The organism is Polaromonas sp. P1_F1 (assembly GCF_056405795.1).
In genome coordinates this window covers 79,464-105,998 of sequence record NZ_JBFUBJ010000011.1, presented here as the reverse complement: position 1 = coordinate 105,998, position 26,535 = coordinate 79,464, and the positions used below count along the sequence as shown (strand labels likewise).

Annotated in this window: 24 protein-coding genes; 8 read left to right on the top strand and 16 right to left on the bottom strand. The window is 63.4% G+C overall.

Annotated features, from left to right (window positions below; translation table 11 throughout):
* Window positions 1-572 precede the first annotated feature (572 nt).
* Window positions 573-2,423 (bottom strand): glutamine--fructose-6-phosphate transaminase (isomerizing), encoded by a 1,851-nt coding sequence (gene glmS, locus AC1DZE_RS22165; RefSeq protein ID WP_477700558.1) that lies wholly within the window; start codon window positions 2,421-2,423, stop codon window positions 573-575.
* Window positions 2,424-2,556: 133 nt separating this feature from the next.
* Here glmS and AC1DZE_RS22160 point away from each other — a divergent pair, with 133 nt between their 5' ends.
* On the top strand, window positions 2,557-3,042 hold the full coding sequence (locus AC1DZE_RS22160; RefSeq protein WP_477700557.1) for an Lrp/AsnC family transcriptional regulator: 486 nt from the start codon (window positions 2,557-2,559) through the stop codon (window positions 3,040-3,042).
* Window positions 3,043-3,105: 63 nt separating this feature from the next.
* On the opposite strand, the gene AC1DZE_RS22155 is transcribed toward AC1DZE_RS22160, so the two are convergent.
* The 3 genes from AC1DZE_RS22155 to AC1DZE_RS22145 all read right to left on the bottom strand — a co-directional run bounded on the left by AC1DZE_RS22155 (window position 3,106) and on the right by AC1DZE_RS22145 (window position 8,641).
* The gene (locus tag AC1DZE_RS22155) at window positions 3,106-4,557 is read right to left on the bottom strand and encodes a DUF3999 domain-containing protein (RefSeq protein ID WP_477700556.1); all 1,452 of its coding nucleotides are present in this window, start codon (window positions 4,555-4,557) and stop codon (window positions 3,106-3,108) included.
* A complete protein-coding gene (locus AC1DZE_RS22150) occupies window positions 4,554-7,550 on the bottom strand; it encodes a DUF2339 domain-containing protein (RefSeq protein ID WP_477700555.1) in 2,997 nt (998 codons plus the stop codon). Before AC1DZE_RS22150 ends, AC1DZE_RS22155 begins: the two co-directional genes overlap by 4 nt.
* Before the next feature lie 218 nt (window positions 7,551-7,768).
* Window positions 7,769-8,641 carry a LysR family transcriptional regulator gene (locus AC1DZE_RS22145; RefSeq protein ID WP_477673898.1) on the bottom strand — a complete coding sequence of 291 codons (873 nt, stop codon included), beginning with the start codon at window positions 8,639-8,641 and terminating at the stop codon, window positions 7,769-7,771.
* Window positions 8,642-8,772: 131 nt separating this feature from the next.
* Here AC1DZE_RS22145 and AC1DZE_RS22140 point away from each other — a divergent pair, with 131 nt between their 5' ends.
* On the top strand, window positions 8,773-9,732 hold the full coding sequence (locus AC1DZE_RS22140; RefSeq protein WP_477673897.1) for a DMT family transporter: 960 nt from the start codon (window positions 8,773-8,775) through the stop codon (window positions 9,730-9,732).
* A 687-nt stretch (window positions 9,733-10,419) separates the two neighbouring features.
* Here AC1DZE_RS22140 and glmU read toward each other — a convergent pair.
* Window positions 10,420-11,880, bottom strand: a complete 1,461-nt coding sequence (gene glmU, locus AC1DZE_RS22135) for a bifunctional UDP-N-acetylglucosamine diphosphorylase/glucosamine-1-phosphate N-acetyltransferase GlmU (protein WP_477700554.1) — start codon at window positions 11,878-11,880, stop codon at window positions 10,420-10,422.
* Between glmU and AC1DZE_RS22130 the strand changes: the two genes are divergently transcribed.
* On the top strand, window positions 11,879-12,820 hold the full coding sequence (locus tag AC1DZE_RS22130) for a DUF6279 family lipoprotein (RefSeq protein ID WP_477700553.1): 942 nt from the start codon (window positions 11,879-11,881) through the stop codon (window positions 12,818-12,820). The genes glmU and AC1DZE_RS22130 overlap by 2 nt on opposite strands.
* Window positions 12,821-12,849: 29 nt before the next feature.
* On the opposite strand, the gene AC1DZE_RS22125 is transcribed toward AC1DZE_RS22130, so the two are convergent.
* Together AC1DZE_RS22125 and AC1DZE_RS22120 are read right to left on the bottom strand one after the other, a co-directional pair.
* Window positions 12,850-13,167, bottom strand: a complete 318-nt coding sequence (locus tag AC1DZE_RS22125; protein WP_477670014.1) for a hypothetical protein — start codon at window positions 13,165-13,167, stop codon at window positions 12,850-12,852.
* Between the two features lie 183 nt (window positions 13,168-13,350).
* Window positions 13,351-14,109, bottom strand: a complete 759-nt coding sequence (locus tag AC1DZE_RS22120) for a Crp/Fnr family transcriptional regulator (protein WP_477673170.1) — start codon at window positions 14,107-14,109, stop codon at window positions 13,351-13,353.
* 77 nt (window positions 14,110-14,186) lie between these two features.
* Between AC1DZE_RS22120 and AC1DZE_RS22115 the strand changes: the two genes are divergently transcribed.
* The gene (locus tag AC1DZE_RS22115) at window positions 14,187-14,594 is read left to right on the top strand and encodes a BLUF domain-containing protein (protein WP_477673169.1); all 408 of its coding nucleotides are present in this window, start codon (window positions 14,187-14,189) and stop codon (window positions 14,592-14,594) included.
* 12 nt (window positions 14,595-14,606) lie between these two features.
* On the opposite strand, the gene AC1DZE_RS22110 is transcribed toward AC1DZE_RS22115, so the two are convergent.
* Together AC1DZE_RS22110 and AC1DZE_RS22105 are read right to left on the bottom strand one after the other, a co-directional pair.
* Window positions 14,607-15,596, bottom strand: coding sequence for an MBL fold metallo-hydrolase (locus AC1DZE_RS22110; RefSeq protein WP_477673168.1), 990 nt, complete (start codon window positions 15,594-15,596; stop codon window positions 14,607-14,609).
* Window positions 15,597-15,828: 232 nt separating this feature from the next.
* Window positions 15,829-16,383, bottom strand: coding sequence for a gluconokinase (locus AC1DZE_RS22105; protein WP_477673167.1), 555 nt, complete (start codon window positions 16,381-16,383; stop codon window positions 15,829-15,831).
* A 141-nt stretch (window positions 16,384-16,524) separates the two neighbouring features.
* Here AC1DZE_RS22105 and AC1DZE_RS22100 point away from each other — a divergent pair, with 141 nt between their 5' ends.
* A complete protein-coding gene (locus tag AC1DZE_RS22100; protein ID WP_477673166.1) occupies window positions 16,525-16,986 on the top strand; it encodes a TfoX/Sxy family protein in 462 nt (153 codons plus the stop codon).
* Window positions 16,987-17,054: 68 nt separating this feature from the next.
* Here the strand turns inward: AC1DZE_RS22100 and AC1DZE_RS22095 are convergent, their stop codons facing one another.
* Window positions 17,055-17,684 carry a DUF2917 domain-containing protein gene (locus tag AC1DZE_RS22095; RefSeq protein WP_477673165.1) on the bottom strand — a complete coding sequence of 210 codons (630 nt, stop codon included), beginning with the start codon at window positions 17,682-17,684 and terminating at the stop codon, window positions 17,055-17,057.
* Window positions 17,685-17,845: 161 nt separating this feature from the next.
* Here AC1DZE_RS22095 and AC1DZE_RS22090 point away from each other — a divergent pair, with 161 nt between their 5' ends.
* From AC1DZE_RS22090 to AC1DZE_RS22080, 3 genes are all read left to right on the top strand, one after another.
* Window positions 17,846-18,829 (top strand): LysR substrate-binding domain-containing protein, encoded by a 984-nt coding sequence (locus tag AC1DZE_RS22090; RefSeq protein WP_477700552.1) that lies wholly within the window; start codon window positions 17,846-17,848, stop codon window positions 18,827-18,829.
* A 72-nt stretch (window positions 18,830-18,901) separates the two neighbouring features.
* Window positions 18,902-19,429 carry a hypothetical protein gene (locus AC1DZE_RS22085; RefSeq protein ID WP_477674029.1) on the top strand — a complete coding sequence of 176 codons (528 nt, stop codon included), beginning with the start codon at window positions 18,902-18,904 and terminating at the stop codon, window positions 19,427-19,429.
* 56 nt (window positions 19,430-19,485) lie between these two features.
* Window positions 19,486-19,926 (top strand): hypothetical protein, encoded by a 441-nt coding sequence (locus AC1DZE_RS22080; RefSeq protein ID WP_477674030.1) that lies wholly within the window; start codon window positions 19,486-19,488, stop codon window positions 19,924-19,926.
* A gap of 82 nt (window positions 19,927-20,008) precedes the next feature.
* On the opposite strand, the gene AC1DZE_RS22075 is transcribed toward AC1DZE_RS22080, so the two are convergent.
* From AC1DZE_RS22075 to AC1DZE_RS22050, 6 genes are read right to left on the bottom strand one after another with little or no spacing between them, the layout of a single operon-like run.
* On the bottom strand, window positions 20,009-21,487 hold the full coding sequence (locus AC1DZE_RS22075; RefSeq protein WP_477700551.1) for an N-acyl-D-amino-acid deacylase family protein: 1,479 nt from the start codon (window positions 21,485-21,487) through the stop codon (window positions 20,009-20,011).
* A complete protein-coding gene (locus AC1DZE_RS22070) occupies window positions 21,484-22,395 on the bottom strand; it encodes a MurR/RpiR family transcriptional regulator (RefSeq protein ID WP_477670023.1) in 912 nt (303 codons plus the stop codon). The genes AC1DZE_RS22075 and AC1DZE_RS22070 overlap by 4 nt, the downstream gene beginning before the upstream one ends.
* A complete protein-coding gene (locus AC1DZE_RS22065; protein WP_477670024.1) occupies window positions 22,396-23,679 on the bottom strand; it encodes an amino acid deaminase in 1,284 nt (427 codons plus the stop codon).
* Entirely contained in the window at window positions 23,676-24,665 is a 990-nt protein-coding gene (locus tag AC1DZE_RS22060; protein WP_477670025.1) for an ABC transporter ATP-binding protein, read from the bottom strand. Before AC1DZE_RS22060 ends, AC1DZE_RS22065 begins: the two co-directional genes overlap by 4 nt.
* Complete coding sequence (locus tag AC1DZE_RS22055) at window positions 24,662-25,687, bottom strand: ABC transporter ATP-binding protein (RefSeq protein ID WP_477670026.1); 1,026 nt, start codon at window positions 25,685-25,687, stop codon at window positions 24,662-24,664. Before AC1DZE_RS22055 ends, AC1DZE_RS22060 begins: the two co-directional genes overlap by 4 nt.
* Complete coding sequence (locus tag AC1DZE_RS22050) at window positions 25,684-26,532, bottom strand: ABC transporter permease (protein WP_477670027.1); 849 nt, start codon at window positions 26,530-26,532, stop codon at window positions 25,684-25,686. The genes AC1DZE_RS22055 and AC1DZE_RS22050 overlap by 4 nt, the downstream gene beginning before the upstream one ends.
* Window positions 26,533-26,535: the final 3 nt, after the last annotated feature.

Genomic DNA, 26,535 nt, shown 5'->3' with positions numbered 1-26,535 from the left:
ACTTGGGCTCGCTCTCTTCCGATCGCAGGTGCTTCTTTATTGTGTTGCGAGCCAGGCCTGTACGCCTTGAGATCTCGCGAATGGACATCTGATCCCGCAATGCCCAACGTCTGATGACATTCAATGTCGCCACGTCTATCACTCCTAATTTCCCCCTGCTTTTAAAACAAGCAGGGTAGTGCCTACGTGGGTCAGTTTTGGATGGAAATTACTGCGCTAAATGGATCAGATTTCGACGGAATTCAACAGCCTGCCKAAATATTGCAAACGACACTACTTCGCCGCGTCTGGCCAGCCTCATAAAACGACTCTTCGCTGAAACCGCGCTAGCCACGGAGCTGAATGTTGAAGCGGGTGTCGCAGCATCAGCTGCAGAACAGGCTTAGCCTGGGAACGATTAGCCAGCGCAGCCTCACGTACTTGGTCGGACGAAGCGCAGGAATGCCTACCAACGAAACCTATTTTCATATTGTCCGAGGGATCTATTAATGGCATTCTGCGGTTTTTACAGTTTTTCTTAGGTTTTTACAGTTTTTCTTTTTACAAACAAGCGTGCCCGGGCACGCTGACCGTCATTCGACAGTCACTGACTTCGCCAGGTTTCTCGGTTTGTCCACATCCGTCCCCCGCGCCACAGCCGTGTGATACGCCAGCAACTGCAGCGGCACCACGTGCAGCAGTGGGCTCAACGCCCCGTAGTGCTCGGGCATGCGGATGACATGCAGGCCTTCGCCGCTTTCGATGTGGCTGTCGGCGTCTGCCAGTACATAAAGCACGCCGCCGCGGGCGCGAACTTCCTGCATGTTGCTTTTGAGTTTTTCGAGCAGGGCATCGTTGGGGGCGACGCAGACGACTGGCATCTCGCTGGTGACTAAAGCCAGGGGGCCGTGTTTGAGTTCACCTGCGGGGTAGGCCTCTGCGTGGATGTAGCTGATTTCCTTGAGCTTGAGGGCTCCTTCGAGGGCAATGGGGTAGTGCAGGCCGCGGCCGAGGAACAGTGCGTTTTCCATCTTGGCGAAGTCTTCGGCCCAGCTGATGACTTGCGGCTCCAGCGCCAGCACGGCTTGCAGGGCGGCGGGCAGGTGGCGCATGGCTTTGAGGTGCCCGGCTTCTTCTTCGTCGCTGAGCTTGCCTTTGCTTTGGGCCAGGGCCAGCGTGAGCAGGAAGAGGCCTGCCAGTTGCGTGGTGAAGGCCTTGGTGGAAGCCACGCCAATTTCCACACCCGCGCGGGTGATGTAGGCGAGCTTGCATTCACGCACCATGGCTGACGTTGACACATTGCAGATGGTGAGGGTCTGCGTCATGCCCAGGCTTTGCGCGTGGCGCAGCGCGGCCAGGGTATCGGCGGTCTCACCGCTTTGCGTGATGGTAACGACGAGTGATTTCGGGTTGGGTACCGATGTGCGGTAGCGGTATTCGCTGGCCACTTCGACTTGCGTAGGGATGCCGGCAATCGACTCGAGCCAGTACTTGGCCGCGCAGCCGCTGTAGTAGCTGGTGCCGCACGCCAGGATGAGGACCGAGTCGATGTCCTTGAACACGCGGTAAGCCTCGTCGCCGAACAGCTCGGGAACGATGCCTTCCACGCCTTCGAGCGTGTCGGCAATGGCGCGCGGCTGCTCGAAGATTTCTTTTTGCATGTAGTGGCGATACGGGCCCAGCTCTGCGGCGCCGCTGTGGGCGTGCACGGTTTTGACTTCGCGCAGGACGGCTTTGCCTTCTTTGTTGAGTACCCAGTACTTGCCGAGCTGGATGTCAACCATATCGCCTTCTTCGAGGTACACGATCTGGTCCGTCACGCCGGCCAGGGCCATGGCGTCGCTGGCCAGGAAGTTTTCGGTCTTGTCCTTGCCAACGCCCAGGATCAGCGGCGAGCCGGCGCGCGCGCCGACGACGCGGTGCGGTTCGTCCTTGCAGAAGGCAGCGATCGCGTAGGCGCCGTGCAGTTGCGCGACGGTGGCCTTGAGGGCTTCGAACAAATCGCCGTCGTACAGGCTGTCCATCAAATGCACGATGACTTCGGTGTCGGTCTGGCTGTCGAAGACATAGCCCTTGGCCTTGAGGCCGGCGCGCAGCTCTTCGTAGTTTTCGATGATGCCGTTGTGCACCAGTGCAACCTTGCCTGCGCGCGCCGTGGCGCCCGCGCCGCTGCCGTGGCTGAAATGGGGGTGGGCGTTGTGAACGACTGGCGCGCCATGTGTGGCCCAGCGGGTGTGGGCAATGCCGGTGACGCCTTCGAGTTTGTCGGCGCTCACCTGCTCCTGCAACTCGGCCACGCGCGACGTGCTGCGAGCGCGCTTCAGGCCGCCGGCGTACACCGCAACACCGCAGGAGTCATAACCGCGGTATTCGAGGCGCTGCAAACCCTGCACCAGGATGGGAACGATATTTCGGGTCGAAACGGAAGCAACAATGCCGCACATGAAGGTCTCCTGAAGATCAATGCGGTGATGCTACGTACTTACAGTTTTCCAATGTGATCTATTTTTACAATAAAATGGAATTTAATTTCATTATTTGCACAGTATTGAATTAAATTTCATTTATATTTCATTAATGGAACAAATACTCATTGACGATATCGACGTGAAGCTGCTGGACAGCCTGCAAACCGATGCCTCACTGAGCAACCAGGCGCTGGCCGAACGCGTCTATATCTCGCCGCCGACCTGCTTGCGCCGCGTGAAACGCCTGCGCGATGCCGGGCTGGTGGAACGTGAAATCGCGCTGCTCAGCCCCGACAAGCTGGCCGCCCTCACCGGCCACGGGCTGACGGCGCTGGTGGAGATCACGCTGGATCGCCAGGGCACGGAACATCAAGAGGCATTTGAAACGAGGGTGGTGCAGGACGACGCCGTTCAGCAGTGCTACCGCGTCTCACCGGGGCCGGACTTCATGCTGGTGGTGCATGTGGCCGACATGCCGCGCTACCTGGCGCTGGCGCAGCGGCTTTTTACCAGCGATGCAAATGTGCGCAACGTGAAGGCTTTTTTCAGCACCAAACGCGCAAAATTTGAACCAAAAGTACTTCTAGGCCAATAGGAATCTGCGCGAGGTGCTATCAAAACAATAGCAATACGACTTCAGGTAGTGGCGGTATAAAACTTATTGACCGGGCTCCACAGCCTGCCGGGTTTGCCTGAGCAGCACCCACGCCATCAACCCCAGCGCCAGCGCGCCCGCCAGCAAGACGCCCCACAACACCAGGCTGCGTGTCGGCATGCCCTGACTGGGTGGTTGCGCCGCCACCAGCGAGCCGGCCGCACCGGCGCTGCCACCGGTGATGTCTGCTTTGGACACATCGGCCTGGGCGACGGGCAAGGAGTTTTCCTGTTGCGCCTTGTAGCCGGGAATCAGGCTGGCCATGGGCAGAAAAGCGCCTGCTGCCCCCGTTGCGCTGGCCAGGCCCGCAGCCAGGGTGAAAGGGCCCTGCCCGCTGGCCAGAAAGATGAGCTGTGCCGGTTCGAACTGCAGGACGATTTCAGGCGCGGCGGCAAACCCCGGCGTTTTGAGGTCGGCTTCGATCTTCATTTCGCGCACCGATGAGCCCTGCAATTCGACCGGGCCGCTGGTTTGTTCCTTGCCCGCGGTTGTCATCCGGTAGACCACGGCGCTGGCCAGCAACGCCCACGGCTGGTTGCGGTCGTTGCGGCCCAGCACACGGATGGGCACCAGCACATTGCTGCCTTGCGGCGTGATCTTTAAAGCGGCAACAGGCGTGGCAAAGGGCAACGCAAAAGTCAGCTCATGGGGATTCGTCAGCACCGGCGCGGCCATAGTGGCGCCCACGCGCTGGCGCAGGGCCGTGCTACGGGACGTGACCAGCGTGGCGCCGCGCAGGGTGACGGCGGCGTCGCCCCAGGTGATGCGCAGGTAGTGGTCTTTCAGGTCCGCCATGGCAAGCGCCAGGCTGTTGTCGCCCAGGCTCGCGGCCTTGACAGAAGCATCGGCGCGATACAGCACGGTGTCGGCCAGGGGCCGCCAGTTCTTCAGATCCTTGCTGGCCTGCACATTAAAGCTCACGGGCTGGCCGACCGGCAGGTCGGCGTCCAGCGTCAGGCGGGCTGCCGGCGCATTGACGCTGCGCGTGTCGAGCAGCGCGCCCAGCACCTTTTGCGATGAAGCCGCGCCCGCGGTGTCTGCCGCGCTGCCCGTGTTGAGCTGCACCACGCGCCGGCCCTGCCGCTCTTCAATGCGCAGCGACAGACCCTCCAGACCGGCAGCGCCTGCGGCACCCAGGATGGGATACGCCGTGAGCTTGACCTGCTGCTCCTGCGTAGCCGTTTCCGCGGCGACGTTGGCCAGCGCCATGGGCACCGGCTGACCCGCCGCATTGAAGAGGCGTATGTCGCCATAACCGGCGCTTTGCAGCCGCACCAGGGCTTCGGCCGGCACCACCAGCCGCTGCAACGGCGCATCAGGCGCCAGCGTCACAGGTATGCGAACAGCATACGATTTGGCGCTGCCGGCATCCGCGGCGTCGGCGGCCAGCGCCAGCAACGGGGCTGCCAGCGCGGTGGAGAGCGCCAGGGTTAAAAAGCGTTGGTTGATTTTCATGACTGGGTTACCTTCTGGTCGCCCGCATCTTCGGGCAAAACATCTTGCGCAGTGGCGGTGGCGGCGGCCTTGGGCGGCAGCGGCGCAAAGTAGCCCACCACCAGCATCAGCACCCCCACCACGATGAACGCGATGATGCGCTCCGCCCCGCCGGCGTTCGACAAGTCAATCAACAGCAGCTTGACGACCACCAGGCCCAGCAGGCCAGCGCCCACCAGCCACAGCGGCCGCTGCACGCGCCGGTGCGCCAGCACCATCAAGCTCAAGGCCAGCAGTGTCCACAGAATCGCATAGCCGGTTTGCACCACGAAGCTGCCGAACAGCGCGTCGGCATCCCAGCGCACGCCGAAGAAATGGTGGGCGATGCGCAGCCACACGGTATTGACGGCGACAAACACCAGCAAGGCCAAAGCCACCAGTGCATTGCGGCCCGTCACCCAGCCCGCATTGCCCGGCGGCGGCGCGGCCGTCACCAGCACGCGGCGCCAGAACACCAGGGCGCCCAACGCGAGCGCAAGCGTCAGGTCGGTCGGATTGAGCAGCGGGATGTAAGGCAGCGGTGCGGTGTGGCCCGACGAGTGAACCGCAGCCACCAGCGTGCCCCAGAACACCAGCACCGCAAGCGGCAAGGCGGCATACCAGTAGTAAGCCTGGGCATGCGGATTGAGGGGCCACCTGGCGCCCTGTCGCAGGGCCGCGCTGTTGACACGCCCTGCCCACACCGCCAGCAGCATCAGCACCGCGATGGCGCTGACCAGCAGGACCACGCCGGCCCACGAAGTGCGCCAGAGCTCGGCCTTGCCGATACCCGACCACAGGCAGTCCGCAAGCAGGAAGGTCACCAACCACGCGCTTGCCGCATGCAAAAAACCATAGGGCGACCGGGCCTCCATTCCCGCTGGCGAAGACAGGGCCAGCGCCTGCTTGTCAGACTGCCGCAGCATCCAGTAATGCAGCACCAGCACCGCCGGCCACACGGCCCACGCCGGCGTGGCGAGCACGCGGTAGCCTTGACCGGCCTGCGCCACATAACCCAGCGCCAGCACGCCCACGGTGATGCGCGCCGGCCAGGTCGCCACCGCCCACTGTTTCTTCAGGCCCAGCAGCATCGACAAGGCCGCGCTGGCCACCACTGCCAGCATCATCAGCAGGCCGGTGGTGCGGTCGCTAAAGGCCTGTTGAGGAAAGGCATCTGCTTCCAGCGCCGGCACACGGCGGTTGATTTCCAGCAACCAGGCCAGGCACCAGAAGAAAAAACCGTAGAGGTAAACAGGAACGCTGAGCTGCGACTCCACGCCGGCATAGGCCTTGGCCCACGAAGACTCGCTGTGCGGCAGGGGCCGGCGCAGCCACCACGCCAGCTGCAGCGCCGGCAGCGCGATCAGCATGGCGCCGATAAAGGCCGGGTTGCCGAACGGAATGGCCGAGACAGGGTTACCCAGTGCGCCTGCGTCATCAAGCCCGCCCAAAAATGCCATGGCGGCCACGCCCTGCAGCAGCAGGCCGAAAGCGCGCGGCATCCAGCGCGCCTGCCGCATGCCGACCCAGAACGCGCCCGCACCTTCGAGTGCCCAGACAGCCGACGTCCACTTCGCGTCAAGCGCCAGCGGCACCGCCAGCGTGGCAAAACCCACACCCACTGCAATAAAGCATTCAATCAGCAAGCGGTAGCTGGACAGCGCCCGGCGTACCAGCACCATCGCCGTCACCAGGTACAGCGCGGCAAAGCCCAGCGCCGAAAAGGCCGTGCCCAGTTCCATGGTGCGCACCAGCCCGGCCTGAAGGCCGAAGCCCACCAGCGGCGTGCCGAACACCAGCATGGTGTCGACGGCGTTGCCGAGCTTCGTGGGCGTGTTGCGCGCATAGAGGATGGCGGCGAAAAGATAGATCAGTACAAAGCCGATGAGGAAAGGCTGGGTGCTGGCGTAGTGCTCTGGCGTGTACTTGAGAACACCCCAGGCAGTGGCCACGCCGAAGGTGGCGATAAAACCCACCACGTTCAGGATGCGCCACGAACGTTTGTAGGCAATGAACAAAATGGCCAGGTTCAGCACTGAGTAGTAGCTGAAGAGACCCACATGGCTGCCCTGCCCTGTCGACAGCAGAATCGGCACGGCAAAACCGCCGGCGAATGCGGCGACCGCCAGCGCGCGCGAGTTTTGCAGCAGTGCCAGCGCACAGCTCAGCGCGCACACCACAATCATCAAACCAAAGGCCGGTAGCGGTTCAAGCAGGCCGTACATGCGGAAGGCCGCAAACACCGTGAGGTACATCACCGCCACGCCGGCGCCCTGCAGAGCGAGTGCAAAGCCGGGCTTTTCCGTGCGCTTGCGAAAGCCCACGGCCAGCAGCGCGATCGCCGCGGCGGCGATGGCCGCCAGGCGGAATTCCACCGGAAAGAGCCCGGCCGATGCCGCGTAGCGTGCCAGGAATGACAGGCCGATGAACAAAATAACCAGCCCGACCCGGACGATGGTGTTGCCGCCCAGGAACCAGTTTTTGCCGGCAATCAGGGCCAGCTCGATGGCATTGGGCTCGGCCGGCTTGTAAGCCGGCCGCACGGCGGGCGCGGCCTGAGCGCGCGGCAAGCCATTCGGGGCCAGGTCTTCTTGCAGGGATGCCTCTTCGTTGCTAACCGCGCTGAGCGTGCTGGCAGCCACAGGCGCCATGGTTTGCGGCGCAGCAGGTGCGCGTGCAGGAAGCGGGGCAACGGGCGAAGGAGCGGTGTTTTCAAATTCCCTGAATCCGCCGTCGTCTTCCACAACCTGAATGCTGCCACGCGGCATGGCAGATGGTTGCGGTGCCGATGCAGTCGCCGCTTTGACCTGCTGCGCATGCTTTCTGTGTGCGGCCTCGACTTCGGCGCGCACGGCCCAGCGCAAGGAAAGGCCGGCGAACAAACCGAGGAAGCCCCCCAGAAAGACTCCGAAATCGCCATAGCCCGGCCAGAACCAGCCCAGCACGGCACCCCAAACAATGCTCCAGATAATCATGACCCCGGCCTCCCTGTTGTTTTCCGTGCTGCGATGTTGCACGCCAGCCTGCGGAATGGGCTGATGGTACTTGATGGGCACACTCGTGAGCACCGGCGGCACGGTGCCGGGCAAGCCAGCAGAAAAGCCCGTCTGCAGCCCTCATTGATTTAGAAAGAAACCGGCTGAAACCCAATCAGAACTGGCGCAAGCAGCTATCAAATAAGTAGCAACCCGACTCAACGTGCTTTGGCACCTTCACGGGCGGTGTTCCAGAAAGCACGTGCCAGCGGCGAGAGTTTGGCCACATCCAGGCAGGCCAGACCGACCGTGCGCGGCTGCGGCGGTGACAGGGGCCGGTACACCACGCCCCTGGGTGCATCGGGCAGCGCGAGGCGGGCAGCTACCGATACCGCCAGGCCCTGCTGCACAAATTGCAGGATGGAAATGATCTGCGTGAAGTGGTACAGGACCTTGGGCAACGCGATGTTTTTTTGCAGGATGGGCACGATGACCGGCCCGCAGCCGGCCTCTGTCAGCACAAAGTCCAGCCCCGTAAGGGCGGTAACCGGCACGGCCTTGTGTTTGGCCAGTGGGTGTTTGACCGGCAGGATGGCGACAAACTCGTCCTGCACCAGCGGCAGCACTTCAAAGCGCTCGTCAGGCACGACGACAAAACCCAGCTCCACCCGTTTTTGCAGCAGCCAGTCGTCCACCACTTCGTCGCTTTCCTCTTCAATGCGCACCTGCGCGCCTGGGTGGCGCTTTTTAAAGGCAGCCAGCAGTGGTGGCAAAAGGTTGACGGTGGACGTGGGCCCAAATGAACCGATGCGCAGCGTACCGGTTTTCAGCTCGCGGGCGTCGCCGAGCTCCTGCGTCATGGTGGCGGCCAGGGCGGTCATTTCGCGGGCCCGCAGCAACAGCCGCTCGCCGGCATCCGTCATGGCCACGCCGGACGCGTCACGCTGCGCAAGCTTCACGCCGAACTGCGTTTCAAGCGCGCGCAACGCATGGCTGACGGCCGACTGCGTCGTGCCCAGGCGCATGGCCGCGCGTGAAAAGCTGCGGCATTCATCGAGAGTGATCAGGACTTCAAGTTGGGCGAGTGTCATGGTCGGTTCAACAAGCGTTAAGGGGGTACGCGGGCAAGAATGAGTAAACACTCATTTGATAGTGAGTCATTTAGCAGTTAATCTCATGCATCAATCTAACCGATGCCAGCCTTTTTCCCAACAAAAACCGCATGACCGCTACAGCCACATCATCCACCGCAGCCCCCCTGTCCGGCATCGCCGCCACGGCTCCCCCGGCGGGTAAAAGCCTTCTGGGCCTGTACCTGCGCCTGACCTGCGTGCCCTTTCTCTGGGGCGGCACCTTCATTGCCGGGCGCGTCATCTCCGCCCACCTGCCGCCCGCCACGGCGGGTTTCATACGCTTTGTGTTTGCTACGCTGGCGCTGCTGGTGGCGCTGCATTTCACCGAAGGCCTGCGCGCACTCACGACACTGTCGCGCCGCCAGCTGCTGGGCACGATGGCGCTGGGCGCCACCGGTATCTTTATTTACAACCTGTTGTTCTTCTCGGCGCTTTCCGTGCTGCCGGCAGGCCGCACCTCACTCATCATTGCCCTGAACCCGGTGGTCACACTGCTGCTGGCCGCCGCATTCCTGGGCGACCGGCTTTCGCCAGTGCGCTGGCTGGGCGTAGCCCTGGCCTTGCTGGGCGTATGGATCGTTGTCACGCGCGGAGATCTTTCGCAAATCGCGCAGTCGCTCGGCAAGGGTGAGCTGTCGATGTTCGGCGCGGTGTGCGCCTGGGCGGTGTACACGCTGCTGGGACGCAAGCTGCTGCAGGGCCTGTCGCCGGTGCTGGCCACGCTCTGGGCCGCCATCTGGGGCACGCTGTTCCTGGGCCTGCTGGCCCTGCGCGACATCACCAGCGTACATGCCGGATCATTCACCCCTGAGGTGTGGGCCGGCCTGGCGTTTCTAGGCGTGCTCGGCACCGCGGTGGCTTTTGTCTGGTACTACGAAGGCATACGCCAGCTGGGCGCGGCACGCACCGTGGTGTTCAACAACCTGGTGCCGGTGTTTGGCGTGCTGCTGGGTTGGCTGATTCTGGGGGAACCCTTGAGCGTCAGTTTGCTGGCGGGTGGGGCTTTGGCGATTTTTGGGGTGTTTTTGGTGAATCGGGTGAAGAGTTGAGCTTCTGTTTATTTGATGGGCGCGCTCTTTGCTGAGTGCTGCTGGCCGGGGGTTGCCCGGCATGCAACTCACTTTCTTTTGCTTCGCCAAAAGAAAGTAAGCAAAGAAAAGGCGACCCTGGTTCCTGCGTCCCTCCGCTTCGCTACGGGCAACCTGCGGTGCTCGGTCCAGCCGGGGTCAAAAACAACTCGCTGCGCTCAAACAAGTTTTTGCCCTGATCCGCCTGACCCTGCGCTCCTCGGCGCATACACAAGGGGGTGGAGGCAGGAATACCAAACAGCCGAAGACAGGGCCCTGAATACCGGAAGAAACAAGGACACGCCATGGCGTGTCCTTGTCGGTATTAGTATTGGTATTGGAGTTGGTACTTGTCTTCAGTCCCCGCTCCCGATTAGCCCTTCTGTCTGCGCCGAGGAGCGCAGGGCCAGGCGGATCAGGGATCGCGATTGTCTGAGCCGAAGGCGAGTTCGAGCGAGACCCCGCCTGGACCGAGCACCGCAGGTTGCCCGTAGCGCAGCGAAGGGACGCAGACAGCAGGGTCGCCTTTTCTTTTGCTTACTTTTCTTTTGGCGAAGCAAAAGAAAAGTGAGTAGCCGCCGGGCTACCCCCGGCCAGCAGATCTCAGAAAAAAGCGCATGGCCAGAGCAAGAACAGCCAAGACAAGGCGCCCCCCGGATAGGCAAAGACCTACCCCTTAACCACCTTCACAGGCCTCTTCCAGTTAGGCAAACTGACCTGTTTGCCCCGCGCCACACTCAACGAATCCGGTGGCGTACTTTTGGTGATGGTCGACCCTCCGCCCACCGTGCCGCCCGCGCCTATGGTGACGGGTGCCACCAGGACGCAGTTGCTGCCGATGTGCACGTCGGCTTCAATCACCGTGCGGTGCTTGTTGGCGCCGTCGTAGTTGGCGGTGATGCTGCCGGCGCCGTAGTTCACGCGCTCGCCCACCGTCGCATCACCCAGGTAAGCCAGGTGGTTGGCCTTGGCGCCCTTGGCCAGGGTGGCGTTTTTTACTTCCACAAAATTGCCGATGTGTACCTCGGCGCCCAGTTGCGCGCCGGGCCGCAGGCGGGCAAAGGGCCCGATCAACGCGCCCTCGCCGATCTGCACACCCAGCTTCTCGCCGTCGATATGGGTGAAGGGATGGATCACGGCGCCGGCGGCAATGGTGCAGTTGGCAATCACGCAGTTGGCGCCAATGCGCACTCCGTCGCCCAGCGTGACCTGGCCTTCGAACACGCAGTTCACGTCGACTTCCACATCCTGGCCGCAGCGAAGCGTGCCGCGCACATCCAGTCGTGCGGGATCGGCCAGCCGCACGCCTTGCTCCATCAGCGCCGTGGCCAGGCGGCTTTGGTACACGCGTTCCAGTTCAGCCAGTTGCACCGGACTGTTCACGCCGGCCACCTGGGCTGCGTCTGTGATCTGCTGCGCCACGACGGCCACGCCATCAGCCACCGCAAACTTGACGATGTCGGTGAGGTAATACTCGCCTTGGGCGTTTTGATTGTCCAGCCGGGAAAGCCAGGCACGCAGCAGGCGCGTGGGGACAGCCATGATGCCGCTGTAAATTTCGCGGATCTCGCGCTGGGCAGGTGTCGCATCTTTATGCTCGACGATGGCGCGTACCTGGGCCGAGGCTTCGGCGCCGGCCCGCAAGGGCTCGGAGGCGTGCGCCTGCGCGCGCACGATACGGCCATAACCCGTGGGGTCGGCCATGCTGAGCGTGAGCAGTGCCAGCCGCTGGCCGTCGCACTGTGCCAGCAGGGCCTGCAGCGTGGCGGCTTGGGTCAGCGGCACATCGCCCGACAGCACCAGCGTGACGCCATCGTCGGCCAGCAGGGGAATCGCCTGCTGCACTGCATGACCGGTGCCGAGCTGTGGTTCCTGCCGCGCAAATTGCAGGCTGAGCTTCGAATCTGTGCCCGTTTCCCGCTGCGTAAAGCCCTGGCAGGCGGCCTCAACAGCCTCAGCGCCGTGGCCGGTAATGACGACCGCCTTGCGCGCTGACAAAGACGCAGCGCATTCGATGACATGCTGCAGCAAAGCCTTCCCGCCCAATCGGTGCAAAACCTTGGGTAAGCTGCTTTTCATCCGCGTGCCTTTGCCTGCGGCCATGATGACGACATCAACTGGGGTTGCCATGAAGTTTCCTCTGGATTTTCGAAGGACAGGATTTGAAAAGCGTGCCAGCCCCGCCGGGGCAGCGCTGGTACGCAGCTTACGGATTATCGGTGTGCTTGCCGCCATGCTGCTGGGTGCGGCGCTGCCCGGTTGCAACGTGATGATGAAACTGGCCTACAACCAGGCGCCTGAGCTGGTGTATTGGCATCTGGACGGCCATTTTGACTTCACCGACACGCAAAACGTGCAGGTCAGGGCCGACCTGGACAGGCTGCATGCCTGGCACCGGCAAACCCAGCTGCCGGGCTATATCGACACGCTGCAAAAACTGCAGCACCAGATGCCGCAGGACATGGACACGGCAAAGGCTTGTGCGGTCTATACCGACCTGCGGCGAAAGCTGATGGTGGTGTCGAACGAGGCTGAGCCCCTTATGACAAAGCTGGCGGGCACGCTCCACGCCAGCCAGATGAAAAAACTGCAGCAGCGTTTTGAAAAAGGCAATGCCGACTACCGCGAAGACTTTCTGGAGTCATCCAAAACCAGCCGCAAAAAGCGCTACAAAGAGGCGGTGAACCGGGCTGAAATGCTTTACGGGCGGCTGGAGGAAAAACAACTGGACATCATCGGCCGGCGAATCGATACGTCCCACTTTGACGCCGCCGTGTCCTACCGGGAAAGGCTGCGGCGCCAGCAGGATGCCCTGCAAACCCTGCGCCCGCTGGCTGACGGCCATAGCGCACCCGAGAAAACGCAGGCCGCCGTGAACGGACTGTTTGAACGCACGCTGAACTCACCAGACGTCGCTTACCGGGACTATTTCGAACGCCTGACCCAGGACATTTGCCAGGGGTTTGCAGAACTGCACAACAGCACCACGCCCGCCCAGCGCTTAAAAGCCGTGGAAAACCTTCACCGCTATGAGCGGGATTTCAAAGCCCTGCACAGCCAAAAGTCCTGACCCAGGAGCCAGCCCCCGCGCAACCCGGCTTATTTGCCGGGCGCCTTGGAATGGGACAAGCCTTCCTCTTCAGCTTTCTTCAGTTCTGCCGCCTGCTGGGGTGAATCGGGTTTCGCCGCCTTCGCGTCGGCAGCGACATCTGCATCCTTGAGATAGGACTTGATGTTCTTCTGGTAGTCGCGGGTGGCTTCATAGCTCCCTTCGCCCATCTGCCCGGCCGGGGCATCGCCCGGCCTGGACTGGCGCGGCTGGAACTCGCGGGAGCCGCTGCTTTGCTGTTGCTGGCGGTCCGAAACACGGCGCGGTTGCTGCTGCAGGCGTGCACCGGGTGCTTGTGCGTGGTTCATGAACGTCTCCTGGGTGGGTTGTCGGTGCGTGTCGCCACGACCTTCCCTTCGCTGGAAAAGGGGGCAAATCGTGGGCAAGGAGAGTCACCTTAAAACCGGATGGACGCCGCGTTTGTCATCCGCCCCATGGCCTTGTTGTCAGCAACCGCCTACACGCCTGAACCAAAGCAAAAACAGATGAAATCAGAGTAAAGGAATGTGCGCAGGCGGCGTGTCGTAGTAGTCGGCAATGCGCTCCAGCGCGCGGGTATTGAGCAACCGGAGCTGCCCATTTTCAATCTCATGCAGACCCAGCTGGCGCAACCGCCTGAGCGTCTTGTTGGTATGCACCAGCGACAGTCCCAGCGCGTCGGCAATATGCTGCTGGTTGATGGGAAACCCTATCCAGCCTTTTTCGGCCATGCCCACGCGTTCCAGCCTGCGGTACAGGTGCATCAGCAGCATCGCCACGCGTTCGGTGGCGTTGCGCCGGCCTGCCGTCAGCAGGTGGTCATCGACCATACCTTCCTCGCGCGCGCCCATCCACGTGATGTCGTAGCCCAGGCTGGGGTGGTTGCGAAACAGTTCCCACAGGCCGTCCCGCGGGAACACACAGAGGCTTACATCCGTCACGGCCTCGATGCCGTGCATGGCGCCGTCCGCGAACTTTTGCTGCAGGCCGATGAAGTCTCCGGGCAGCAAAAAATTGAGTATCTGGCGACGGCCATCGCTCAGGGTTTTGTAGCGGAAGGCCCAGCCCGAGTAGAGGGTGAAGAGTTTGCCGTTGGGCTTTTGCTCATGCAGGATGGTCGTGCCGGCGGCTACCTGCAAGATGCCAGTGCGGAAGGCCTCGATGAACTGGAGCTCTTCCGCTTTCACGGGCATGAATGCACCGGTGCTGCGTAAACCGCAAGCATTACAGCGAGGCGGGCAGATGGCTGATGTTGGCGTCGGAATGCTCATGGAAGGCACATCTTAGGCGCATATGGCTGTGTCTTTTGACATTGTGAGGTGTGTAGTCCGTCGCTACATTCGGCGCAATGACAAAAATAAGCACCACTTTGTATGAAATTCTTTACGTCAGCACCTTGGCGCCGGAGGCGCCGTTGAGCGTGGTGGGGGGTATTGCGGCCAAGGCTCGCCTGGTCAATGCGGAGCGCGACATTACAGGACTGCTGATTTTTGACGGCATGCGGTTTTGCCAGCAGCTTGAAGGCGGCCAGAAGCAGGTGTTGGCGTTGCTGGAGCGCATCCGGCAGGACACCCGCCACATCAACATGCAGGTTCTGCACCACGGCGAACTGGCCGCCAGGCGGTTCAGGCGCTTCAGCCTGGGCTATTGCCTGGTCGAGGATGAGGACGTGCTGGAGCGCATGGAAACCCTGGACGGCCAGGCCGCGCTCGATGCCTTTGTGGGATTGCTTTCCAGGCTGGACCTGGATTCCTGAACGCGCCGGGCTTCAGCCCTGCAGCGCTTGCCACATTTCCTGGTCGCGTTGGGCTGTCCAGATACGCGGGTTCTTGATGCCGCTGGCTTCGTCAAATGCGCGGCTCACGTCAAACGGCAGGCAGTGCTCGTAAATAAACACATGGCCGAAGATCGGGTCCATGCTTTTGCGGGTGTGGTCCATGGCGGCTTTGAGGTCCATGCCGGCGGCGGCGGCTTCCTTGCCCGCCTGGTACAGGGTTTCGACCCAGCGCTTCGTATAGTCCAGTGCCTTGTTGACATTGGCAGCGCCCTTCATGGCCTCGCCGCGGCCGGGCACGATGGCTTCGGCTTTCAGTGCGCGCAGGGCTTCCAGTGTGGCGGGCCATTCCTCCAGCTGCGCGTCGCCGGTGTAAACGCCGGCCTCGTACTCGACCAGGTCGCCTGAGAACAGCACTTTTTCTTCTTCGACCCACGCAATCGTGTCGCCGCGTGTGTGGCCGGGGCCCGGGTGCCAGACCTGCACCTTGACACCGCCCAGGTCCAGCACCAGCTTGCCAGGCACTTCGCACTTCACCGGGTTGCCGCCGTCGATAACCAATGTCGGCCAGGTCAGGCCGGGCACGCTTTCGGCGTTGCGGAACAGGCGCGGAAAGCGCTCCATCTCGCTTTGCATGTCCTGCACACCGCGCTCGACGATGAGTTCGTACGTGCCCTGGCTGGCGATCACTTCCGTGGCGCCTTCCGCAATGTAGGCACTGGCGCCCAGCACCCGGACCGCGTGATAGTGAGTCAGCAGCACATATTTGATGGGCTTGTCGCTCACGGTGCGGATACGGGCGATCAGGTCTTGCGCCATGGCCGGGGTGGCGGTGGCGTCGCTCACCATGATGAATTTGTCGCCAATGATCACGCCGGAATTGGGGTCGCCCTCGGCGGTATAAGCCCAGCAATGTGCGCTGAGCTGCTCAAAAGTGATGACCTTGTCGGTGAGATCGGACTGCGAGGCGAAGGCTTTGGACATGCGGTTCCTGTGTTTGGGACGCCGTGCCGGCGGTTCAATGAACCCGCGGCAGTTTTGGGTCATTTTACTTAAACGTAACGCGTTACGGATAGTTGAACCAATACACCTGCCCGGTGAAAACGATTTTCAAGGCCGCTATTGATTTGATAGCTGCTTGCGCTCGTCCTGATTGGCCTGCAAGGCAATTTGATGCCAAAAAACGGGCCCTGCAGGCGAGGCCGGCGGCAGGGCGCTACCCGCGAATTGCCAGCCAGGCGACCGCACTGTCGGCCAGGGCTTCCAGGGAAGCATTCCCGGCCAGGGTCAACACGCCCGGCTCGGCCGAAGGATCCTGCAGCGCCTCGAACTGGCTGGCGACCAGGCTGGGCGGGTAAAAGTGACCCGGCCGCGCGGAGACGCGTCGCAGGGATTCGGCCTGGCCGATGGCCAGATGCACAAACTGCAGACCGGGCACGGCGCCGCGCAGGCTGTCGCGGTAAGCGGCCTTGAGGGCCGAGCAGGTCAGCACAACACCGGCCGGGTGACGCGCCAGTTCCACACCCAGCTGGCGCAGCCAGTCAGCGCGGTCCTCGTCCGTGAGGGGAATGCCTTGCTGCATCTTCTGGATGTTGCCGGAGGGATGGAAATCATCCCCTTCGATCAGCGGCAACGCCAGCTGGTCGGCCATCAAACGCCCGACCGCCGACTTGCCGCAGCCAGCCACACCCATGACCACCACATGGACTGCCGGGGCGGCGTGGCGCACACCGGGCGCGGAGAAGGAATGGGTCTGGGAAGCTGGGGCCATGCCCAAATTATCGCGGCCCGCCGCGTCTTTGCGCGTCGCGCCCGCGATATCTGCCAGGCACCGATTTTTTGAGCAAAGGGGCAGCCATGGCGCGCTGCGCCCGCCGCAACACAAGTCCGCCGGGTTTGGTATGGTTGCGCGATGGCTTCTTCCACGAATGATTTTGCGACCTACTGCTGCGAGCTTTTGTCAGGCGTCGGGCCCTGCACGGCCAAGCGCATGTTTGGCGGGTTTGGCATCAGCACCTCGGGACTGACGCTGGCCCTGGTGGCCGACCTGGGCGGCGGCGAGAAGCTGTGGCTCAAGGCGGATGCGCAGACCCGCAGCCTGTATGAAGCCCACGGCTGTGAGCGGTTCACCTATGAAATGACACGAAATGGCGTCAGTGCGCCGCACAGCCTCAACTACTACGCGGCACCCGAAGACGCGATGGAGTCGCCCGCCGTGATGCTGGAATGGGCGCGTGTAGCGTTGGAGTGTGCGTTGAAGGCGCGTGCGGTCAAGGCGACCAAAGCGCCCAAGACAACGAAGGCGAGGAAAACGCCAAAGGCGCCGGCAACCAGGACCGCCAAAACGGCCAAGCCCCGAACCAGGCGCCCATAAAAAAACCCGCAGCCTTGCGACTGCGGGTTAAACGGTTTTCCCGGAGTAAAACTGTTGGCTATCTGCGCTTAGACCAGGTTGGACATGGCCAGCACGTTGTAGTTACGCGGCTGGAGCTGATTGTCCCTGTAGGCGTCAAAGTCGTGGCCGGTGACGTGAGGCCGGGCGCGGGCAGTGACGAACACCAGGGCAACGGGGGTCAGCACCGCTTCAACAGCGGCGACAGCACCCATCGCCAGCCCGCGGACCAGGCGGCCGAGGGCGCTGGTGGCCAGGCCGAAGGCGGCGCGCAAGTCACCCAAAGGCTGCATCACGCCGGCGCGCCAGCCGGAAGTCTCTTTCATCTCGGGCACTTCGGCGCAGGCCGTTGCCGGCTCCCAGCTGAAATAAGCGGAAGCAGCGTGACCAGCGCTGAAGGACTCCATCACCAGCGACTCACCCGCCCGCAGCGAAAGGCTTTCGCCCCGGCTGAGGAAATGGTCGCCGGCGCGGACCTGGATGTCCTGGCTGGCGGAGTCGAAGGTGGCCCAGACCCGGCCATGCGCAATTCGCAACACGCCGGCCTGCGAGGCGCGCAGCGTCAGCGCTCGGCCCGCACCCAGTTTCCAGAAGCCCGCCAGGCCGGCCACATGGCCGTTGGTGGCATCGGAAGCCTGTTGCAAGAAACGATCTCCTGAGAGGTGAGCTGCGTGGTCCATGGTGTTCTCCTAAAAAGGCACAAAGTGAGTGATGAGGGTTGAATCATCTCGCCACGGGCTTGCACAGTCCAATGAAATCGCGGTAAGCTATTGATTCCATAATCGCATCAATCAATTAGGCCCGAATTGCCCTATTTGGCCTTTTTCACCCTCACACTGTCATGCTCCATTCACAAACACACCTGCGCTCCCGGCCGATTTCCGCCGGCCAGTTAAGGGCTTTTGAGGCCGTCGCCCGCCACCTCAACTTCCGCGCCGCCTCGGAGGAGCTGGCCCTCACCCAATCGGCTGTGAGCCGCCAGATCCAGGGCCTGGAGGAAGACGTGGGCGTGAGCCTTTTTCACCGCCATACCCGGGCGGTGGAGCTCACCACCGCCGGCGGCATCCTGCTGCGGGCCGTCACGCCCTCGCTGGAGCGCATTGACAACGCCGTGCGGCAGATACGCCAGACCGCCGGGCGCAAGAGCGTTTCGCTCACCACCTTTGCCTCGTTTGCCTCGATGTGGCTGATTCCGCGGCTGGAGGGCTTTCAGCGCGACAACCCCGACATCGACATCCGGATTGATGCGTCAGACGTGGCGGTGGACCTGGACATTTCTGACCTGGACCTGGCGCTGCGCTACGCCCCGGCCAGCCACATGCCGCCAGGCGCCATACGCCTTTTCGGCGAGCAGATCACGCCCGTCATCAGCCCCTGGCTGCTCAAAAGCGGGCCGCGCCTGAAGAAGCCAGACGATCTGGCACAGTTCACCTTGATTGAGGCGGGCGACGCGCATCACACCCATCTGGAATGGCTGACCTGGCGCCGCTGGCTGGAAGAGCACGCCAGCCCCAAGCTGGAAGCCAAGCGCTGGCTGTACTTCAACTACGCCTACCAGATGGTGCAGGCGACGCTGACGGGCCAGGGCGTGGTGCTGGCGCGGCTGCCACTGATTGCCGAAAGCCTGGCCTCAGGCGATCTGGTGGAGCCCCTGCCGCAAATGCGCATGGAGTCTCCGATGAGTTATTGGCTGATCATCGGCCCGCGCAATGTGGCCCGGCCCGAAGTGCTGGCGTTTTGCGACTGGCTCAAAAGCCAGGCCGCGCTGACGCGTGAGGCGATTGGGGATGGGCCGGATCCGGATACGGTTGACTCTTTGGATTGAAACCCACCCCATGAAGATCGAGCCATGTCATTCCGCAGGTTTGCGGGCCATATCAAGTTAGGCGACGCACGAGTGCACTTCAGCACCTTCCTCAAGACTGGCGTCGAGGTACTACAAATAGGCGGCCAGCATTGGCAAAGCAACGCTTGGCCCATCGATCATTGGAAGGCCAACCCTGGTCGCTGGCGCCTTTTCACTCCAGCGATTGATGCGTTCCTTAACGAAGACCTGACGCTTAGGAACTTCGGAACATCGATTGAACAATTCGTCCTGATCCTGGAGGTTGCCGACTTCAAGGCCTGGGGCGAGGGAGTGGCCTTCACGGGACCTGACGGATTCACCCGGTACAAGCACAAGACACGGGAAGTTTGGAGCGTCGGCCGAATAGACTGGACTGAAGTTCAGAATCTACCAGCCCGATTGCAACTACTTGCCTTCGGGCAAGCCTTGCAGGCCGCCATTGCGAACGTCGCGATTGCTAAACGCAAGCCGAAGGATTTCCCTGCGGAGGCATTGGGTTCGGCGGTAGCCGCCAGGCTTCACTCAGCGAAGGTTTCGCAACTTTCTCGCAAAGTTCATGCGCAGTACGACGGGGCCTGACCTTTCCATCGAGAGGCCTCACATGTCAAACGTTCAATCTTCTCGAAAGGAATTCCGTGCGTGTTCAAGTCGTGTCCACTGAAGACGAGTACTGGGCTGCCGTGAAGCAGTTGAAGGGAACGTTCGAGTTCTTCGAGGAGCAGGGAGATGCCCACGGGCATATTGACGGCGATTTGCAGGACGCGATCGAGGCCGTGCTGGTGCCTCTGGCCGGATCATGGGAGCGCTCCGACGTATGGTTTCACAATCAAGACTTCTACGGGAACGGCATTCGCTCCCTCACCTTTCGTGCAGGCGACTTCCCCTGGCCCAGCGTAGTGTCGTTGCAGAAGTTATTGGTGGGTGATGCAGCCCGGTTCTGCATCTCCGTAGTGCTTTTGAATACGCTCGAGCTGGACGGCAAATGGGTGAGTTCAGTAGCAATCCTGCAGGACCAACTGGTTGCCACTCCCCTCGCTCTTGAAATGCTGAGGAAGCATTTCAGCGTTGAGACTTGACTTTATTAGCCCCCACGGTCGCTCACTGCGTGTAGCTCCCGAGGCCTTGCAGGCCGCGGCTCATGCGGGCTGAAGAGTCTTTTCAGGGCTGGGTTACGTGACGTTTCAACAGCCGCCCGGCACGTGCCTGTACCTTCGCGTTCGCCGCATCAGCACCGCCGGCCACATAAGCCAACTCGCCATTCACAAAGACCTTCTCGATGCCTTCGGACAGCGCGATCGGGTTTTCGTACGTCGCCACGTCGCGCACTCGGACCGGGTCCAGCACCACGACATCGGCGTACCAGCCCGGCTGCAACTGGCCGCGCTGGTGCAGGCGGAAGTTGCGCGCCGAGAGGCCCGTCATCTTGTAGATCGCGGTCTCCAGCGAAAACAGCTGCTGCTCGCGCCAATAGCGCGCAAGCACCCGCGGGAAGGCACCCCACAGGCGCGGGTGCGGATGCTTGTCATGCGGCAGGCCGTCCGATCCGATCATGGAAAGCGGGTGCGCAATGACGCGCCGCACATCATCCTCGTGCATCTGGAAATAGCAGGCCCCGCCGGGCTGCAGGCGGCGGCAAACTGTTTTCTGGTCAACGCCCCACTCGGCTGCAATCGACGCCAGGGTGCGGCCCATCATTTCCGGATGCGGGGCCGACCAGCTCACGAGCACGTCAATAATGCCGTCGACCAGGTCTTCGCGCAGCACGGTCGAGCCGGCCACGTAGGGATAGACATCCATCGCGATGTCCTGGCGCTGCGCCAGCGTGTCGATCAGCGGCAGCGTCTCCTGCGTGCGGCCCCAGTTGGCCGGGCCGGCGCATTTGTGATGCGAGATCACCAGCGGCACACCTGCCTCGAAGGCGCAGCCGGCGGCCTCGTGCATGGCCTCCAGGATGTCGGCCATCTCCGAGCGCATGTGTGTGGCGTAAATGCCGCCGTACCGCGCGACGACGCGCGCCAGCGATGTCACCTCGGCGGCCGGTGCCGGCATGGCTTCGGCGTAAAAGAGGCCCGACGACAGGCCGATCGCGCCCTGGGCCATGCATTGCTCCAGCAGGGTGCACATGGCGGCCACTTCGCCGGCGGTGGCTGGCCGGTTGAGGTCGTCCACACAGGCATAGCGCAGCGTGGTGTGGCCGATCAGCGGCGCTACATTGACGGCCGGCTGCGCCTCGCCCACCGCCTGCGCATAAGCATCCACCGAGGGGTACTTGAATGAATTTCCCAGCAGGGTGAGGGCGCCCTGCGGTTCCTCCACCACGAAAGGCGCGACCGACAGGCCGCAGTTGCCGGTGACCACCGTGGTGATGCCCTGCGACAGCTTGGGAAACATGCCGGGCGCGTTCAGCACGATAGCGTCGTCGTGGGTGTGCACGTCGACGAAGCCGGGCGCAATCACCAGGCCGCTGCAGTCGTACACCTGGACATCGGACAGAGACAGGCCGTCCGGCAGGCTGCGACGCAAGTCCGGGCCCATGGCCACGATCCGGTCGCCCGCCAGCAGAAGGTCACCTGATCGGCCAGTCGCGCTGGTACCGTCCACCAGCAGGCCGTTTTCCAGCAAGGTGGCGCGCGTCATCGTACTTTCCCCATGGTGAGCTTGGCGCCTTCGTCCCAGTCCAGCCGGGGGTGGTGGTGCATGTCCACGCCGCGTGTTTCCAGCGTGTGCTGGATGTTGGCCAGCCGGTTCACGGCCTTGTCGCCCAGGCGCTGCGCCACCAGCACGGTGAGGATTTCGATCACCGTCAGGTGCGCCAGGTAGGCCTCGGGGCCCACCGGCATTACCGGGTCGGGCGCCACTTCCACGCCCAGCACGATGTCGGCCAGCGCCGCCAGCTGCGAGCCGGGCTGGGTGAGCGCGATGATGGTGGCGCCCTGCGAGCGCGCCACGTCCACCGCCTCCAGCAACGAGGGCATGCCGCCGACATGCGTGATGGCCATCACCACGCCACGCGGGCCGATGGTAGCGGCCGAGATCAGCTGCAGGTGCGGGTCCAGGTAGCTGTTGGAAGCCACGCCCATGCGGTACAGCCGCGCCTGCAAGTCGGAGGCCATGAAGTTGGAGGTGACGCCGACGCCATAGCAGTCCACCCGGGCGCCGTCGACGATGGCGTCGGCCGCCGCCTGCACCGCTTCCACATTGAGCTGGGCCTGCACGCTGTTGATCACCGTGGTGGCGCCGCGCGTCACCTTGGCGATGACCTGCCGGGTGTCGTCATCGATGCGCACGCGCCGGTTCAGCGGCGAGCCGCCCACCGCCAGCTCTTGCGCCAGCGCCAGCTTGAACTCGCGCAGCCCGGGGTAGCCCAGGTCACGGCAGGTGCGCATGATGGTGGGGACCGAGCTGTTGGCGCGCTGTGCCAGGGTCTCGAAGGTTTCGTCCAGCACGCGCTGCGGGTCTTCCAGGATCAGGGCCAGCACAGTGCGCCGTGCGGCGGGCGCGCGGTCCATGATCTCGGCAATTTTTTCAAGGACGCGTGGAGTCATTTAAAAGCAGGTGACGATGGCGTCACACACGTTGTTTTGTTCGTCCACCACCGGCATCCAGCGCCATTTGTCGAAGGTGGTGCAGGGGTGGGAGATGCCCAGCGCAACCAGGTCGCCCACGCGCAGGGCCTGGTGTTCGGGGCCACTGCCGCGCAGGTAGGCATGCTGGTCGTTCAGGCCGGCGATCTTCCAGTCTGCAGGCGCCGGTGTCATGGTGGCCTCGCCCGCTCTGCACACACCCAGGGGCACGGGAAGCTCCAGGTCGTAGGAGATGTCGCGCTTGCCCACCGCGAGAATGGCCAGGCCCGGTTCAGGGCAGGATTGCACCGCCGCCCACACCTCCATCGCCGCGTGCAAGCCATGGCCGCAGCCCATGCGCGCAGCTACCGTATTCATGAAGCGGTGGTACGTGCCATGGTCGTGCGTCACATAGCAGCCCGAACGCAGCAGGCCCTGCACAGGCTGCGACAGTTTCATCTTCAGGTGTTCGGCTACCAGATCGAAGATGGCGGAGCCACCGGCCGTGAGCAGGATTTCATTCGTTTCGAACAACTGTTGTTCGTCGCAGGCTTTGGCGATGTCGCGCACACGCTGCATCAGCGCATTGGCGTAGGCCGTGTCGGCGTCTGACTGGCCGGTGGCGCCCAGGCCTTCGTAGCATTCGATGCCGACCAGCCGCGTGGCCTTGCCGCTGCGCAGGCGCTGAGCCAGGGCCAACGCCTGCTCGTGGCTGCGGCAGCCGGTGCGGCCGCCGTCCACACCGATCTCCAGCAGCACGTCGAAAGGCTCAGCGTGTGCATTCACCGCATGCCAGGCTTCAATGAGCTCCGCCTGCGCCAGTGAGTCCACCAGAAAAGCCACCCTCAGCCCGGCATGGGCACGCTTGAGGTCGGCTATGCCCTGCAGGTCCACCGACTGGAACACCTGGTTGGCGATCAAGCAGCGTTTCGCACCGGCCGTCACGCCTGCGCGCAGCTGCGTCACGGTGGCGAAGGTCAAGCCCCAGGCGCCGGCATCGAGCTGACGCCGGAACAGCTGCGGCGACATGGTGGTTTTGCCGTGCGGCGCCAGGCCCACGCCGTGGCTGCCGGCAAAACCCTGCATCCATTGCAGGTTGCCGGCCAGAGCGTCGCGGCGGATCACGGCCAGCGGCAACGGCAGGTCGCCGCGCAGCACGTTCCAGCCCTGGGTGCCAACGGCCGAGCGGCGCAGCGGCGGGCTATGGTGCGGAAAGCCCTTCCAGGAGGCGTCGAGCAGGGGGTCGAGAATATCTTGCAGTGTCATGGTGTCGTCAATGATTCGATGTCGTCTCGGATGCAGGCTTTGAGGCGGCCGCCGCCCATGTCGCGCGGCTCCGGCCGTGTCTCGGCACAGGCGTCAATGGCATGCGGGCAGCGTGTGCGAAACACGCAGCCCGAAGGCGGATTGACCGGGCTGGGCATGTCGCCTTTCAAGGGCACATGCACCATCCTGATGGTCGGGTCCGGTTTGGGCGAAGCGGCCAGCAGGGCCTGCGTGTAGGGATGCAGCGGCCGCGCGAACAGCTGCGCCGTCGGCGCCACTTCCATCACCCGGCCCAGGTACAGCACAACCACCCGGTCGCACAGGTATTCCACCACATCCAGGTCATGCGAGATGAACAGCATGGTCAGCTTCAGGCTATCGCGCAGGTCGCACAGCAGGTTGACCACCTGCGCCTGGATGGAAACGTCCAGTGCCGAGAGCGGCTCATCGGCCACGATGAATTCAGGCTGCACCGAGAGGGCCCGCGCCACGCCGATGCGCTGCCGCTGGCCGCCGGAAAACTCGTGCGGGTAACGCGCCGCGTGTTCAGGCGGCAGCCCCACTAACTGCAACAGCTCGGCGATGCGCTGTGCGGTGGCCTCCTTGCCTTTGGCCAGGCCATGCACCTGCAATGCCTCGCCCAGGATGTCGCGTACCCGCATCTTGGGGTTCAGGCTGGCGTATGGGTCCTGGAAGATCATCTGCAGCTTGCTGCGCAGCGCGCGCATGCGGCTGCCCGAGGCCGCGCCGAGGTCTTCGCCGCGGTAGCTCACCGTGCCGCCGGTGCTGTCGACCAGGCGCAGCAGGGCGCGGCCGATGGTGCTCTTGCCCGAGCCCGATTCGCCCACCAGGCCCAGTGTCTCGCCGGGATGGATCACGAAGGACACATCGTCCACGGCGCGCACTGGCCGCACAGAGGAACCGAAGAATTTCTGCAGGTTGCGCACCTCGATCAAGGGCGCAGCGGCTGGGGTCTGTGCGCTCATGCGGCCTCCGGCACCAGGATGCAGCGGGCGCTGCCGCCGGCTTCGTCGTTGCGCAGCGCCGGCATGGCGTCGCGGCAGGCCGCGATGGCCTTGTCACAGCGCGGCTCGAAAGCGCAACCCGGTGGCGGCGCCAGCGGGCTGGAAACCTGGCCGCGGATGGCATAGAGTCGGCGCTTGCCTCCCGCCGCATGTGAGCCCTCGCCCGCCGACGCCCGCCCGCGCTGCTGCGCCGGCAGGCAGGCCAGCAGGCCCTGCGTGTAAGGATGCTGCGGCCGTGCGAACAGGTCGTTGACAGGCGCGGCCTCCACGATGCGGCCGGCGTACATCACAGCCACGTCATCGGCATGGTGGGCCACCACGCCCAGGTTATGGGTGATGAACAGGATGCTCATGCCGGTTTCGGCCTGCAGACGACGCATCAGCGCCAGGATCTGCGCCTGGATGGTAACGTCCAGCGCGGTGGTGGGTTCGTCGGCGATCAGCAGCGTCGGGTCGCAGGCCATGGCCAGCGCGATCATCACCCGCTGGCGCATGCCGCCCGAAAGCTGGTGCGGGTATTCATGCAGGCGCTGGGCAGCCGCCGGGATCTCGACGAGCTCCAGCATGCGCAGGGCCTGGGCCAGGGCGGCCGCATGGCCCAGGCCCTTGTGCAGGCGCAGCGATTCGGCCACCTGCTCACCCACGGTGAAGACCGGGTTCAGGCTGGTCATCGGCTCCTGGAAGATCATCGCCACCTCGTTGCCGCGGATTGCGCGCATGCGCGGCTCGGGCAGCGTCAACAGGTCCAGCGTTTCGCCGGCGCGATTGACGAACAGGGCCTGGCCGCTGACCTGCGTCGAAGCGGTTCGCGGCAAGAGGCGCATCAGCGTCAGGCTGGTGACCGATTTGCCCGAGCCCGATTCGCCGACCAGGGCTGTGGTCTTGCCGGCACGGATGTTGAAGCTCACGTCGGCGACGGAGCGGATCAGGCCTTCGTCGGTGTCGAAGAAGGTGGAAAGGTGGCGTACTTCGAGACGGTTCACATCGATTTCCGCAGGCGCGGATCCAGCAGGTCGCGGATGCCGTCGCCCAGCAATTGAAGCGACAGCGCGGTAAGGATGATGGCCAGGCCCGGGAACAGCACGATCCACAGCGCCTGGTGGGCGTATTGCTGGCTGCCGGCGACCATGGTGCCCCAGGTCGGGATTTCGGGCGGCACGCCCACACCCAGGAAAGACAGCGCGGCTTCCGCCAGGATGGCGTAGGCAAAGATGAAGGAAGCCTGCACGAGAATCGGCGACATCAGGTTGGGCAGCACATGGCGCCAGAGGATGCGCACGGTGGAGACCCCGACGGCGCGCGCCGCTTCCACAAACAGCAGCTCGCGCACCACCAGCGTCGAGGCGCGCACCACCCGCGCCACGCGAGGCGTGTAGACCAGCACCAGGGCCAGCACCACGTTCAACATCGAGGGGCCGAGAATGCCGACCAGGGCGATTGCCAGCAGGATGTCGGGGAAGGACATCATGGCATCGACCAGCCGCATGACGGGCGCGTCGAGCCGGCGAAAGAAACCCGCGATCAGGCCAAACAAGGTGCCGGCCACCACCGAACCCAGCGCCGTCAGCAGCGCGATGGTCAGCGAATAGCGTCCGCCGAAGGCGATGCGGGCAAACAGGTCGCGGCCCAGTTCGTCGGTGCCGAACAGGTGAGCAGAAGAGGGTTGCGAGAGGCGCTGGCTCACGGCGGTTTCGTTCGGGTCCAGCCCGCTCAGGGGGCCGGCGAAGAGTGATACCAGCACCACCACGACCAAAGCGATGGCCGCGGCCAGAACGATACGGCGGCGAAACAGCTTGCGCAGGATGAGAGGAAGTTGAGGCATACGCATCGC